The following is a 13808-nucleotide window of genomic DNA, read 5'->3' as shown; positions in this document are numbered from 1 at the left end:
GGTGGCGCGACGGCGTCCGCGGTGCGGTGGCGCGGGAGCGCCGGGGTGCGGGCGCGTATCGCTCTTCTCCTGGGTAGGGAAGGGGAGCGGGGGGCACACGGGGGCGCGGGGACTTCGTCGGGCTAGGGGGAGGAGCGGCGGCTGCCATGGGTGAGGTCTTCGCCGGCCGGTACGAGCTGGCCGACCCGATCGGACGCGGCGGGGTGGGCGCCGTGTGGCGCGCCTGGGACCACCGCCGACGGCGTTACGTGGCCGCCAAGGTCCTCCAGCAGCGCGACGCCCACTCCCTGCTCCGCTTCGTGCGCGAGCAGGGCCTGCGCATCGACCACCCGCACGTCCTCGCTCCGGCCAGCTGGGCCGCCGACGACGACAAGGTGCTCTTCACCATGGACCTGGTCGCCGGCGGCTCCCTGGTGCACCTCGTCGGGGACTACGGCCCGCTCCCGCCGGCGTTCGTGTGCACGCTGCTCGACCAGCTGCTGTCCGGGCTCGCCGCCGTCCACGCGGAGGACGTCGTCCACCGCGACATCAAGCCCGCCAACGTGCTGCTGGAAGCCACCGGCACCGGCCGGCCGCGGCTCAGGCTGTCCGACTTCGGCATCGCCATGCGGCTCGGTGAACCCCGGCTGACGGAGACCAACCTCGTGGTGGGCACCCCGGGTTACCTCGCCCCCGAGCAGATGATGGGCGCCGAACCCGACTTCCCGGCCGACCTGTTCGCCGTCGGACTGGTCGCCCTGTACCTCCTGGAGGGTGCCAAGCCCGACGCCAAGGCTCTCGTGCAGTACTTCCTCGAACACGGAACACCCGGTCCGCCCAAGGGCGTTCCGGAACCGCTCTGGCAGGTCGTCGCCACGCTGCTCCAGCCCGATCCCGTGCACCGTTTCCGTACCGCCACGGGGGCGCGCAAGGCACTCGCCGCCGCCGCGGAACTCCTCCCCGAACCCGGCCCCGACGACGAGCTCATCGAGATCTTCGACCAACTCGGGCCGCTGCCGCCCGGCTTCGGCCCCGACGGGCCCCTGCGGCGGGCATCAGGCGTCGCCATGGAACTGCCGTCCGGCGGCGGCTCGCCGACGGCCCCGGACGGCGGGCCGGAGGCCGAGCCGCGGGCGGAGCCCCGACCGGAACCACAACCGGAACCGCGCGCGGACGACCGTGCCGACGGGAGCGCGGACACCGGCACGGAGACCGGCACGGACACCGGTCCGGCCAGACCCCCGGGCCCGCGTCCCGGCCCGCCCACCCACACCGGCTCCCTGTCGGACACCGGAAGCTTCCGGCTGCCGCCTCCCCAGCACCCCCCGGCCCCCGGCTCGACGCCCGCCTCGACGCCCCTCCCGCTCCCGTACCCGCCCCGCACCGAACCGCCGGCAGCACCGCCGGCACACCCGTCGGTCCCGCCGTCGGACCCGCCGTGGAGCCCCCTCCCCACCCCGCTGCCGACACCCCTCGCGTCCCCGCCGCCCACCCCGCTGTCGGGGCCGCTCCCCGCCCCGCTCCCCACTCCGTTTCCGGCACCGCCGCCGGACCCGCACCCACCCGCCGACACCACCACCGCCGCGTACACCACCCGTGATCCACGGGTGCCACCGCCCGCCCCGGACCGTCCCGCGCCGTCCGGGCCGGCGCGGGGGCGGCGGCGGGCCCGCCGCCGCCCCGGTCCCCCGGCCAGGGCCGTGGTCCCGATCCTGCTGCTGGCACTCGCCTGCTACGCGGTGGGTTTCTGGGCGCTGGCCCGGGTCTGAGCGCGCCGGGCCGCCACCGTCCACCCGCCGAGGAGCAGCAGCAGCGCGGTCCCGCCGCCGATCCCGCCGACGGCCAGGACCCGCATCAGCCGGTGGTCCACACCCCCGGTGGCACCGGTCGGCACGGCCTCGCGGTCCTGCTCGGTGACGGTGAAGACGTCGGCCGGGACGGGCCGGCCGGCGTACTCGGGTCCCGCGTGCGCCCGTCCGTCCACCCGGATCCGCAGGGTCACCTCGAACGGTCCCCGCCCGAAGGTGTCGGCCAGCCGTGCGCTGAGGTGCAGGACGAGGTAGTAGTCGCCGGCGAAGCGGACGGTGGTCACCCCGGTGGGAACGGCGTACCGGTTGGCGTACTCCACGGGCGGGAGCGGGGCGAGAGCGGCGGACTTCGCGGTACCGGTGTAGCCGAGCGCGAGGTCCCCGACATGGCCGCGGACCGGGTTGTGGACGGAGAGGTCCAGGGCCCCGCCGACATAGCCGTGGCCCGGGGCGCCGCTCAGCCCGGCGGTGGCGTGCAGCCGCCGGCCCCACTCCAGCGGCACCTTGTAGAAGCGGGTCTCGCCGGGGACGAGCCCGGTCCGCCACACCCCTTGGCCCAGGGGGCGCGCCGTGGCGAAACCGGTGCCTCCGCGGCGGTCGCGGGCGGTTCCGGCGAGGGGCTCCGGCGTGGCGGAGCCCGGGGCGGGCGGCGCGGTGGTGGCACCGGCCCGCGCAAGGCCGGGCTCCGTGGCGGGTGCGATCTCCAGGTCCCACGGCCTGTCCTGCGCCGCCGCGCCGGAGCCCTGCTCGTCGAGACGCTCCACGAGCAGGTGGTAGGTGCCCCCGCCCTGGCACAGCGCCTTGCCGGCCTCGCGCTGGCCGACGGCCGTGACCGGGCGGGGGCTGAGCCCGGCGCCGAAGCGGGCGGAGGCGTAGGCGCAGGAGGTGCCGTGCGCGTCCCGCAGCGAGACCCGGATGCCGTCGGTGGAGGTGACGGTGGCGTCCGCCGGCGGTACGGCGGTGACGGGGACGTACGCCGTGTCCTTCGCCGCGAGGCGCAGGCGGTAGTAGAGCCTGCCGTCGCGGGGGAGGGAGCTGCGGTAGGTCCGCCCGGGCTCCAGCAGCGCGGCGTCCGCGGCCGCCCCGGCACCCTCGACGGTCCGGGCACCGGGAGCGAAGGCGTACGCGCCGGGCCGCCCGCCCTCGGCCGGCGGGTCACCGGCACGGAGAACACCGGCGGCGACGGGGGCGGCGGCACGCGGAACACCGGCGGCGACGGGGGCGGCGGCACGCGGAACACCGGCGGGCGCGAGCGGGGCCGCAGTCGCGCGCGGGGCGGCGCCCGGCAGGGCCAGCGCGGCGCAGAGTGCCAGCAGCGCGCTCACGGCGCACCGCGCGGCGCCGGCCCGCCACCACGCGCCCGGCGCGGCACCCCCGCGCTCGCGCCACACTTCCACCGCCGTACAGCCGCGCACGCGCCACACTTCCACCGCCGCACGCCCACGCACGCGCCGCCCACGCACGCGCCGCACACCCACCGCCGTACCCCCGCGCACGCGCCACCCCCAGTCGTCGCCGCCCCACCGGGCCCGCCGCGCTGCCTCGGACCGGCACGCCGCGGACCGTGCCCCATCCTGCCCCGGCCGGCCCTGCGCCATCCGGGCAACGCGTACGCCCGTCCGAAACGCCCGGCAACATCCGGCGACCGCCCCGCCCAGCTACCTCACCCCTCGGGCCCGCGCAACACGAGGCGCCCGCCAAAGGCCCCCGGACAACGCAAAACCCCGACCGCGCAGGCGGCCGGGGTCGGTTCAGTTCGGGGTATCGGGACTCACGAACCCGTGGGCACGGAGTCAGTCGCCTCCGTCCACAGATCCTGCTCGGCGCGATCCGCCTGGATCTGGCGGTACACGAGGAGCCCGCCGATGGCGGCCAGTGCGACCAGGAGCAGCTTCTTCACCGCGCGACCTCGTCTTTCCTTGACGTAGGGGACCTCTGGCGCCCGACTATACACACCGACCGATATCGATCGGTGACCTGCGTGGCGGCCCAACTCCCGCCCCCGACAGCGCAATAGGCCAGGTCGGACGGCATGGGGACCGGAGGGTGACCGCGCCCGCACGGACGGTGACTTTGTTCCGTCTTCGCTCACCCTCGGCCGGATTCGGGCGTTTTTCGCCGCCTTGCACCCATTCGAGTGGTGTTCATCTGAACATCCACGCGCCACGGGCGTCGGTCCACCACTTCGCGATCCTCATACACATCATGAGGAAAGTACGCAAATCGCCCAACCCGAAAGTGAGGGGCCATGGCCCGGAACAAGGTCATGAAGCTGTGGACCGCCATCGTCACCGCCTTCCTCGCGCTGTGCACGGCGCTCGGACTCGTCACCGCCACCTCCGCGACCGCCGCCGCGGCCGGACCCCGGACCGAGAGTCCCCGCACCGCACAGCGCACGGCCCCGACGGTCCCGGCGCCCCATCACTGGGCCTGGTCCCACGCCAGGGCCCTGCCCCCCACGATGAAGCAGCGGATCCGGGCCGAGGCCCACGGCAAGTCCCCCAGCTGCCGCCACCGTTCCCTGCCGGAGACGCAGGCGGAGACCACGGAATCCGAGCACCCCTCCGACTCGCTCGACTGCTGATCCTCCCCCACCGCAGTACCGCAACGTCTCGACACCACGGCGACTTGCGTACGCACCAGTCGACACGGAAAGACCCCCGGCCGGGCTCGGCCGGGGGTCTCGCGCATTCGGGGGCCGGCCGGTACGCCATGCTGGCAGCGAGCAACAGGCCCCGCCCGGAAAGGTGGTGAGTGCTGCCGTGAGCCGGCGCGTCACCGTTGTCACCGCTGTCCACGGCCCGTCCGCCCGCTACCTGCCGCAGGCGTACGCGTCCCTGCGCGCGCAGGTGCTGCCCGCCGGCTGGGAGTGGGACTGGGTCGTCCAGGAGGACGGCACCACGGACCGGGTCCGCCCGTACGTCCCGGACGACGCGCGCGTGACCTTCCGCCAGGGCCGGCCCGGCGGGCCCGGGGTCGCCCGCACCATCGCGCTGGCGCGCGCCGGGGGCACGTACGTCAAGGTGCTCGACGCCGACGACCAGCTCACGCCGGGCGCGCTCGCCCGCGACCTGGCCGTGCTGGAGGCGGACCCCACGGTCGGGTGGACGACGTGCCGGGTCCTGGACCTGCTGCCCGACGGCTCCACGGCCTCTTTCCCCGGCGACCCCGACGAGGGCCCGGTCGAGCGCGGCACCGTCCTCGCCCGGTGGAAGCGCAACGACTTCCTCGCCCCGGTCCATCCGGCCACCCTCTGCGTACGGCGGAACCTGCTCCTCGCCCTGGGCGGCTGGATGGCGCTGCCCGCCTCGGAGGACACCGGCCTGCTGCTGGCGCTGAGCGCGGTGAGCCGTGGCTGGTTCACGGCGCGGGCCGGGCTGCTGTACCGCAAGTGGGAAGGACAGGTCACGGGTCAGGCGGCCCATGTCGACCCCGCCGAACGCCAGGCGCGCATGACGATCGCGGAGGCCCGGGCCCGCGCGCTCGCCGACTCCGGCTGGACCTGGCCCCCGGCCCCGACGACCCCGGCGGCCCCTCCGGTACCGGAGAGTCCTATTCCGTAAGGGTGATCGCCTGCGAGGGGCACTTCTCGGCGGCCTCCCGCAGCGCCTCCCCGCCCGGCGGGCCGTCGGCCGCCCCGGTCCCGCCGGGCCGTACCACGCCGTACCCGTCCTCGAAGGCGAACACGGCCGGCACCCGGTACACGCACTCGGCCGAGCCGTAGCACAGGGAGCGGTCGACGGAGACCTTCATGCGTCCTCCAGCCGTAGGCGGTGGTCCCAGGACGTCACTGCCCGCCGCGCCCCCCGCCGAACCGGCCCGCCCGGCACCGGTCCCTCCCCTCGTGGGGACCGGTGCCGAGCGGTGCGGGCCGTCGACCCGTGCCATGTCGGCGTGGCGACACGGGTCGAAGACCAGGGGTCGGTCCCGGTGGCTCGCGGACTCACCCGACGGGGGCGGCACGCGCGGGCCGACTTTGACCGAGAACGTTCGGCGTCGAAAGCTGTCTGTCCGGGGCATGGGCCGGTGGCCTGTCCGGACGGTACGTAACGGATCCGCTACCGGGTTCGGATCCTGCCATCTGCGGCCGCCGACGAGGAGGTTCCGGGATCCGCCTTCCTCCTTCTCCGCAGGTCAGCCGTATAGGGTGAGTTTTCCGGTCCGGACGTCCACACGCGGGGGAACAGTAAGGGGTGGGACCTTGAGTTCCGACTCAGGGGCACGCACAGCCTTCGCCGAGCGTCTCGCGCTGCTGTACAAGGAGGCCGGAAACCCTCCCCTCAAGAGCGTCGCCGAGGCGGTCGTACGGCTCCAGCGGGTCGACGAGCGCGGCCGGCCCGTCCGGGTGTCCGCGCAGCGGATCAGCGACTGGCGCCGGGCCAGGAACGTGCCGGCCCAGTTCGCCGCCCTCGCCGCGGTCCTCCAGATCCTGATCCCCGAGGCGCGGCGGCTGCGCCCCACCCCGGTCTCCACCGGTCTGTACGACCTCGCCCACTGGCAGCGGCTGTGGGAACTGGCCCTGGCCGGCCCGGCCGGCGACCGTCCCGCGCCGCCCGCCGAGGAGAACCGGCGGCCGCCGGCCCAGGCCCCGCCCGTCGCCGGGGGCGTGTGCCCGTACCGGGGGCTCGCCCCGTACCGGCGCGAGGACGCCCGGTGGTTCTTCGGCCGGGAGCGGAGCACGAACGCCCTCGTCGCCCAGTTGCGCGCCGCCGAACGCTCGGGCGGCCTGGTCATGCTCGTCGGCGCCTCGGGAGCGGGGAAGTCGTCCCTGCTCAACGCCGGCCTGGTGCCCGCGATCCGCGGCGGCGCCCTGGACACCGGCCCCGCCGGCCCGGCAGCCGACGAAACGGCCTCGCCCGTCCCCCATGCCCCCCATGCCCCCCACGCCCCCCACGCCCTTCAGAACCCTCCGCCCCAGCAATCCGTCCAAGCCCCGCACGCGCCCCAGAGTCACCACGGCCCGCAGGGCTCGCCGGGCTCCACGGCCTCCCGGGTGCCCTCGGGGAGCCAGTCCCCCCAGCGCCCCACGGCACCGCCGGACCAGCACCCCCGGTCCCCGGCCGAGGACCCCGGCCCCGACGGCTCCGGCTCCGACGGCTCCGGCCCCGGCCCCGTCCTCCAGTTCGTGCCCGGTGCCGATCCGCTGGGCGAGCTGGTCCGGCGGATCCCGCAGCTCGCCATCGCCGCCGCCGACGCCCGCCGGGCCGAGGGGGCCGCCGCGCAGAACCGGGCGCTGCCGGGCGGCGACGCCCCCCACCTGGCCCGCGCCGCGCGCGAGGCGGTCGCGGCCTGGGCCGACCGCCCGGCGCAGGGGCGGACCCGGCCGGTCATCATCGTGGACCAGTTCGAGGAGGCGTTCACGCTCTGCGCCGACGAGGCGGACCGGCGTACCTTCATCCAGCTCCTGCACGCCGCCTGCACCCCGCCCGCCGGCTCCACCGAGCCCGCGCCCGTCCGCGTCGTGCTCGGCATACGGGCCGACTTCTACGAGCAGTGCCTCGGCTACCCGGAACTGGCCGACGCGCTCCAGCACCGCCACATGGTGCTCGGCCCGCTGACCAGCACCGAACTGCGCGAGGCGGTGACCGGACCGGCCAAGGCGGTGGGTCTCGAACTGGAACCGGGGCTCGCCGAGCTGATCGTGCGCGAGGTGAGCGCCGACGGCCCGCGCGGCGCGCACGACGCGGGCGTGCTCCCGCTGCTCTCGCACGCCCTGCTGGCCACCTGGCAGCGCCGCAAGGCCGGCCGGCTCACACTGGCCGGGTACCGCGCGGCCGGCGGCATCCAGGGCGCGGTGGCGGCGACCGCCGAGCGTGCCTGGTCCGGCCTGGACCCGGCGGCCCGGACCGCCGCCCGGCTGCTCCTGCTGCGACTGGTGCGGCTGGGCGAGGACACCCAGGCCACGCGCCGGCGCGGCACCCGGCGGCAGCTGGCGGAGGAGTCGGCGGACCCCGGCAAGACGGAGGAGTCGCTGGAAGCCCTGGTACGAGCCCGGCTGGTGACGCTGGACGCGGACACCGTGGAGATCACCCACGAGGCGCTGCTGCACGCCTGGCCGCGGCTGCGGCACTGGATCGACGAGGGCCGGGGCGACCACCTGCTGCGCCAGCGGCTGGAGGAGGACGGCCGGGCCTGGGAGGACTCCGGCCGGGACAGCTCACTGCTGTACCGGGGGTCCCGGCTGGAGCAGGCCCGCGCCTGGGCCCGGTCCGCCGGGGACACCTACCTGACCCGCAGCGCGGTGGAGTTCCTGGCCGCCTCGGTACGGCTGCGCAAGCGCACGGTGTGGCTGAGCCGGGCCGCGGTGGCGGCGCTGGTGGTGCTGGCCGTCCTGGCCGCCGGTTCCGCGGTGATCGCCTTCAAACAGCGCGACGACGCCGTCTTCGAGCAGGTGCTCGCCGAGGCCGACCGGGTCCAGCACACGGACCCGTCCCTGGCCGCGCAGCTCGACCTGGTCGCCCACCAGCTGCGCCCGGGCGACGAGGGCACGTACAGCAGGCTGCTGTCCATCGTGAACGCGCCGCTGGCCACCCCGCTCAACGGCCACACCGGCGCCGTGTACCTGACCTCCTTCAGCCCCGACGGCAGGACACTGGCCACGGCCAGCTACGACCGCACGGTCCGGCTGTGGGACGTCACCGACCCGCACCGCCCGGCCCCGCTGGGCAAGCCCCTGACCGGCCACGGCAGCTGGGTGAGCAGCGCGGTCTTCAGCCCGCACGGGCACACCCTGGCCAGCGCGGGCGACGACGGCACGGTCCGGCTGTGGGACGTCGCCGACCCCGCGCACCCGGCCTCCCTCGGCGCCCCCCTGACCGGCCACCGCGGCACGATCTACCTGGTCGCGTTCAGCCCGGACGGACGCACGCTGGCCACGGCCGGCGAGGACCGCACCGTGCGGCTGTGGGACGTGGCCGACCCGCGCCGGCCCACCGCGCTGGGCACGCTGCGCGGGCACACCGCCGCGGTGCGCTCCGTGGCGTTCGGCCCGGACGGCCGGACGCTCGCGACGGGCGGCGACGACGACACGGTCCGGCTGTGGAACGTCGCCGACCCGCGCCGGCCCGGGCCGGCCCGCACCGTGCTGCGCGGGCACACGGGTCTGGTGCACTCGGTGGCCTTCAGTCCCGACGGGCACACCCTGGCCAGCGGCAGCGCGGACGACACCGTGCGGCTGTGGAACGTGACGGACCCCGGCCGCGCGGCGCCGCTCGGCTCGCCGCTGACCGGGCACACCGGACCGGTCTGGTCGGTGGCGTTCAGCCCGGACGGCGGCCGGCTGGCCGCCGCGAGCGCCGACAGCACGGCGAGCCTGTGGAACGTCACCGACCCGGCGAACCCGTCCCAGGTCGGCGAGCCGCTCGCGGGCAGCAGCGGCGAGATGTACGCCCTGGGGTTCAGCCCGGACGGCCGTACCCTCGCCACCGGCAGCGGGGACGCCAAGGCGCGCCTGTGGGCGGTGCCGACCTCGGACATGGTCGGGCGCGGCGGAGCGTTCCGCCCGGACGGCCGGGTACTGGCCACGGCGGCCCGCGACGGCAGGCTGCGGATGTGGAACGTGACCCGCCCCGGCCGGCCCGTCCCGCTGGGCAGGCCGTTCATGCGCGCCGACGGGGGCCAGCGCTCCCTGGTGTTCTCCGCCGACGGCCACACGCTCGCCGTCCTCACCGGCGACCGGGCGGTGTACCTGTGGAACGTCACCGACCCCGCCCACCCCGTCCCGGCGGGCCCGCCGCTGCACCTGAAGACCCGCTTCATGGGCCCCGACGCCCTGGCCTACAGCCCGGACGGACACACCCTGGCCACGGCCTACGACGACCGCACCGTCCAGCTGTGGAACGTCACCGACCCCGCCCACGCCGTCCCCCTCGGCAGGCCACTGACCGGCCACCGGGGATTCGTCAACACCCTCGCCTTCAGCCCGGACGGCCACACGCTGGCCAGCGGCAGCGCGGACAGCACGATCCGGCTGTGGAACGTCGCCGACCCGGCCGAGCCGGCCCCGCTGGGCGGCCCGCTCACCGAGCACTCCGGTCCGGTCAACGCGCTCGCCTGGAGCCCCGACGGGCGCACCCTGGCCAGCGGCAGCGACGACGACACCGTCCGGCTGTGGAACGTCGGCGACCCGGCCGGGGCGAGCCCGCTGGGCGACCCGCTGACCGGCCACACCGAGGCGGTCACCTCGCTGACGTTCAGCTCCGCCGGCCAGACGCTGGCCAGCGGCGGCAACGACAACACGGTCCGGCTGTGGAACGTCACCGACCCCGGCTCGGCGACCGCGATCGGCCAGTCGATGAGCCCCAACGCCAAGACGGGCAACTTCCTCTCCTTCAGCCCCAACAGCCATGTCCTCGGCGTCTCCAGCGGCGCGGACACACTGCGCCTGTGGAGCCTGGACGCCGACGCGGCGATCAAGCACATCTGCGCCGTCACCCGGGGCGTGCTGACCCCGCAGCGGTGGCAGGAGTACCTGCCCCGCCTCTCCTACGACCCCCCGTGCGGTCGATGATCGGCCAACCTGCCTGATTACCCCCGGACTTGGCCCCACGGAACCGACAACCTTGTTACCCTTGGCCATGGCCCGATCGCTGGTGCATCCCCCGTCGCCAGCGGTCGGGTCTTTCGCGCTCCCAGGACGAGCGGCGAGAGCGGGGACCGTACGGGATCCGGCGGATCCGGCACCGCGCGGCCGCCGAAGAAGAACGCCACCACCAGCGCGACCAGGCACCCCGAACGCCAAAGACCCCCAACCGAGATCGGTCGGGGGTCTTCTAGCTGGTGGGGCTAACAGGATTTGAACCTGTGGCCTCATCCTTATCAGGTCGATCACGGGGCCCCTGGAACGTCGGCCAACGCGTCCCCGCCTCGACTGGCGGTCCGTCGACGTTCGGCGGTGTCCGCCGCTGTCCGTCCCTGTTGGTGTCAGGTACTGGTGTCACCGAAGAGAGACACTCTTGACGCACCCAACACAGCGCACTAGGACGCGTTGTGAAAGTGGGGGTTGGGCTCACAACGTCCATGAAATCGTGGAGCGGCCACGGACGTTCATCACGTCATGACTCAAAGACCAGCACCTCGCCCACTGTCCGACGAAGCCCTCTCCAACCTGCTTGGCAAGCAGCAGTTCGGCACGCTCGCCACCGTCAAGCGCAGTGGCCACCCCCACCTGACCACCATGGTGTACAGCTGGGACTCCGAGGCCCGCATCGTGCGGTTCTCGACGACGGCCGACCGCATCAAGGTCGGGCACCTGCGACGCGACCCGCGTGCGGCACTACACGTGCAGGGCGGCGACGTGTGGTCGTTCGCCGTCGCCGAAGGTGAGGCCGAGGTCTCCGAGATCACGACGGTTCCTGGCGATGCGGTCGGTCGGGAACTGCTCGGAATGATCCCGCAGGCCGCGAAGCCGGAGGATGAAGATGCGTTTCTGGAGCATCTTGTTGCTGAGCGCCGAGTGGTCATCCGGTTGAAGGTGGACCGTCTGTACGGAACAGCGCTCGACATCAACGGTTAGGACGTATCGCGTCCGTGCTGGTCATAGCCACTCGTTGATGGCTGCGGCCAGCACGGTCGCGTGATTGCGGACGGCGAGTCTGTCGTACCTCGTGGCACCGGTGAGATGGACCGTGCGGCCGTCTAGCTGCCCACTTCCTCAACCGACACCCTCCCCAGCTCCCATCCCGTCCGCCGCCGCCCCACACGCATGTGGAGCGGGCGTGGTCCATGGCGTCCAGGTGGAGCGCGCCACTGTACGAACGACCTGGACGCCATGGGCCGCGTCTGCTCCGCTTCGCCTGGGTCGACGGTGGACGGGAGCTCCCCACGCACGCCACTACGGACCCGCACCTGCGAACGGCGCGCCCCTCCATCCCGGTGCCGGCCGATCCCCCGCCGGAGGCATCGTCTTGAACGTGCCGCGCTATGCGGTGATCGACTCATGGCCACCCGGCCCTATCCACATGTGGGCGCGCGTCGGCGGCGGCAGCGCCGAGCGGGCCGAAGGCAGGAGCGCGGGCGCAGCCAGAGCCGGGAAGCGCGCCCGGCGGAGCGGAGCGCAGCCGGGGCTTCGGCTGCCGGCGCATCCCGAGCGACGCCGTTCGCTCCTTCATCCGCCAGCAGATGGGGGAGGCCGCCTGATGGCCAGGAGGCGGCCCAACGGCGGCGGCACGATCTCCGAGCGGGCGGACGGCCGCTACATGGGACGCGCGTACGTCACCGACACCGACGGCAATCGCGTCCGCAATACCGTCTACGGCGCCACCTGGGACGAAGCGAACGAAAAGCTCGGCAAGCTCCAGGACCAGGAGCGTCACGGAGTCCCAGTTCCGTCACGCGCCTGGTCGGTCGGCGAATGGCTGGACTGCTGGATCGAGCACATCGTGCGGCCGAATCGGGAGGACAACACCTACGACAAGTACGAGTCCAAGGTTCGTCTCTACATTCGTCCACACCTGGGAAAGAAGCCGCTCGCTCGCCTGTCGGCCGCACAGGTGCGAGCCTTCATGGCCACGCTGACCCGGCAGGAGATTCCCGCGCCCACTCGGTTCGAGGTGCTTCGTACGCTCCGGAACGCCCTGAACCGTGCGATCAAGGAAGAGATCCTGACCCGGAACGTCGCGCTGCTGGTCGACATGCCCAAGGTCAGTAAGGACAAGGGCACCGCATGGAACGCCCGGGAGGCGATCGCCTTCCTCCGTTCGGCCCGCGCTCACCGCTTCTACGCGGCCTGGGTCCTGGTGCTCGTGCTGGGTCTTCGCCGGAGTGATCTGCTGGGCCTGCGCTGGCAGGACATCGAAGTTCTGCGCCCGGGCCCTGGAGGAGCGCCGAGAGCTTCAGGAGCTGGAGCGGAAGATCGCCGGTGATCACTGGCACCAGGAACCGGACCAGGACAGGCGATCCTGCGGCACAGCCAGATCAGCATGACCATGGACGTCTACACCCCCGTGGCCGGCGACAGTGGGCGGGAAGCCGTCGCGATGCTCGCCGAACTGCTGGAGGACCCGCTCATCGGCTGACCGCCGCTGTTGGTGTCAAGCATGGGTGTCAAAAGACCCCCGGCCCATTGGACCGGGGGTCTTCTCGCTGGTGGGGCTAACAGGATTTGAACCTGTGGCCTCATCCTTATCAGGGATGCGCTCTAACCAACTGAGCTATAGCCCCGCCGCGCTTTGCGGTGTGTGTCCCGCGCGCTGACTCCTGAAGATTAGCGCACGACCGCGCCAGTCCCAAAATCGGTTGTCGGGGTGCTGTCAGGAACGCCCTGGCAGGCGGGTCACTCGTCCTCCGCCAGGGTCAGCTCGATGCCGCCCACGAAGCCCGCGGAGAGGTTGTAGATGAACGCGCCGAGCGTCGCGAGCGCCGTGGCGAGGACGACGTCGATGACCGCGATGATCGTCGTGAACATCAGGACGTGGGGGAGGGACAGGAACGCCTGGAGGTCGAAGCCGTTGGCCTCGTTCGAGCCGGTCGCCTCCGAGATCGTGCCGCCGACCGTCGAGAACACGCCCATCGCGTCCATGACCATCCACAGCACCGCCGAGGCGACGACCGTGCAGATGCCCAGCGCGATGGAGAGCAGGAAGCTGACCTTCATCACCGACCACGGGTCGGCCTTCGCCACCCGCAGCCGCGCCTTGCGGGTGCGCGGCGCCGTCCGCGCGCCGGTCCGCGGCTTGCGCACCGCGCCGGCGGGCGCCTGCGCCGGATAGGCCTGCGGCGGGTGGTACGGGCCGGCGGGCTCCTCCGCGCGCCGTTCGCCGGGCAGCGGCGACGCCTGCCGGGCCTCACCGGCCGCGGCCGGGCCTCGGGTGTCCGTCACGGTTCCCCCCTGGGATCCAGAGGCACGGGAAGAGTCCGTCTCGGACACCTTCACCGGCTTCAGGTTGGTCGTGTGCGGGTCGGTCGTACCGCCCGCACCCGCCCCGGTCGCGGCGGAGCCACGGCCGCCGCCGTCCGTGTCCGTACCCGTGGAGGTACCGGCCGACCCGGCGCCCGTGGCTCCGCTCACGATGACTCACTCCT

Annotated in this window: 10 protein-coding genes and 1 tRNA gene; 6 read left to right on the top strand and 5 right to left on the bottom strand. The window is 73.9% G+C overall.

Annotated elements, in window-relative coordinates:
* The first annotated feature begins 146 nt into the window (after positions 1 to 146).
* Positions 147 to 1748: a serine/threonine-protein kinase gene (locus ABZ576_RS25725; protein WP_360745298.1), complete on the top strand. Its 1602-nt coding sequence runs from the start codon at positions 147 to 149 to the stop codon at positions 1746 to 1748.
* On the opposite strand, the gene ABZ576_RS25720 is transcribed toward ABZ576_RS25725, so the two are convergent.
* Positions 1712 to 3112, bottom strand: a complete 1401-nt coding sequence (locus ABZ576_RS25720) for a hypothetical protein (RefSeq protein ID WP_360745294.1) — start codon at positions 3110 to 3112, stop codon at positions 1712 to 1714. The genes ABZ576_RS25725 and ABZ576_RS25720 overlap by 37 nt on opposite strands.
* Before the next feature lie 446 nt (positions 3113 to 3558).
* Positions 3559 to 3687 carry a DLW-39 family protein gene (locus tag ABZ576_RS25715; RefSeq protein WP_003999697.1) on the bottom strand — a complete coding sequence of 43 codons (129 nt, stop codon included), beginning with the start codon at positions 3685 to 3687 and terminating at the stop codon, positions 3559 to 3561.
* Between the two features lie 348 nt (positions 3688 to 4035).
* On the opposite strand from ABZ576_RS25715, the gene ABZ576_RS25710 reads away from it, so the two are divergent.
* Both ABZ576_RS25710 and ABZ576_RS25705 read left to right on the top strand, forming a co-directional pair.
* A complete protein-coding gene (locus tag ABZ576_RS25710; RefSeq protein WP_360745291.1) occupies positions 4036 to 4371 on the top strand; it encodes a DUF6344 domain-containing protein in 336 nt (111 codons plus the stop codon).
* 178 nt (positions 4372 to 4549) lie between these two features.
* Positions 4550 to 5350: a glycosyltransferase gene (locus ABZ576_RS25705; protein ID WP_360745288.1), complete on the top strand. Its 801-nt coding sequence runs from the start codon at positions 4550 to 4552 to the stop codon at positions 5348 to 5350.
* Here the strand turns inward: ABZ576_RS25705 and ABZ576_RS25700 are convergent.
* Complete coding sequence (locus tag ABZ576_RS25700) at positions 5340 to 5540, bottom strand: ferredoxin (protein ID WP_360745285.1); 201 nt, start codon at positions 5538 to 5540, stop codon at positions 5340 to 5342. The two genes, ABZ576_RS25705 and ABZ576_RS25700, sit on opposite strands and share 11 nt — an antisense overlap.
* A 448-nt stretch (positions 5541 to 5988) precedes the next feature.
* On the opposite strand from ABZ576_RS25700, the gene ABZ576_RS25695 reads away from it, so the two are divergent.
* From ABZ576_RS25695 to ABZ576_RS25685, 3 genes are all read left to right on the top strand, one after another.
* Positions 5989 to 10296, top strand: coding sequence for a hypothetical protein (locus ABZ576_RS25695; protein WP_360745282.1), 4308 nt, complete (start codon positions 5989 to 5991; stop codon positions 10294 to 10296).
* A gap of 546 nt (positions 10297 to 10842) precedes the next feature.
* The gene (locus ABZ576_RS25690) at positions 10843 to 11301 is read left to right on the top strand and encodes a PPOX class F420-dependent oxidoreductase (protein WP_030786425.1); all 459 of its coding nucleotides are present in this window, start codon (positions 10843 to 10845) and stop codon (positions 11299 to 11301) included.
* Positions 11302 to 11923: 622 nt separating this feature from the next.
* Entirely contained in the window at positions 11924 to 12649 is a 726-nt protein-coding gene (locus tag ABZ576_RS25685; RefSeq protein WP_360745279.1) for a hypothetical protein, read from the top strand.
* Between the two features lie 221 nt (positions 12650 to 12870).
* Here ABZ576_RS25685 and ABZ576_RS25680 read toward each other — a convergent pair.
* Together ABZ576_RS25680 and ABZ576_RS25675 are read right to left on the bottom strand one after the other, a co-directional pair.
* Positions 12871 to 12947, bottom strand: a tRNA-Ile gene (locus ABZ576_RS25680).
* Positions 12948 to 13059: 112 nt separating this feature from the next.
* Entirely contained in the window at positions 13060 to 13794 is a 735-nt protein-coding gene (locus ABZ576_RS25675; protein ID WP_360745277.1) for a DUF3566 domain-containing protein, read from the bottom strand.
* Between the last annotated feature and the right edge of the window lie 14 nt (positions 13795 to 13808).

It is taken from the genome of Streptomyces sp. NPDC013455, from assembly GCF_040632975.1.
Classification (GTDB): Bacteria; Actinomycetota; Actinomycetes; order Streptomycetales; family Streptomycetaceae; genus Streptomyces.
The sequence above is the reverse complement of the archived record's forward strand: the minus strand, read 5'-3'. Positions and strand labels throughout refer to the sequence as shown.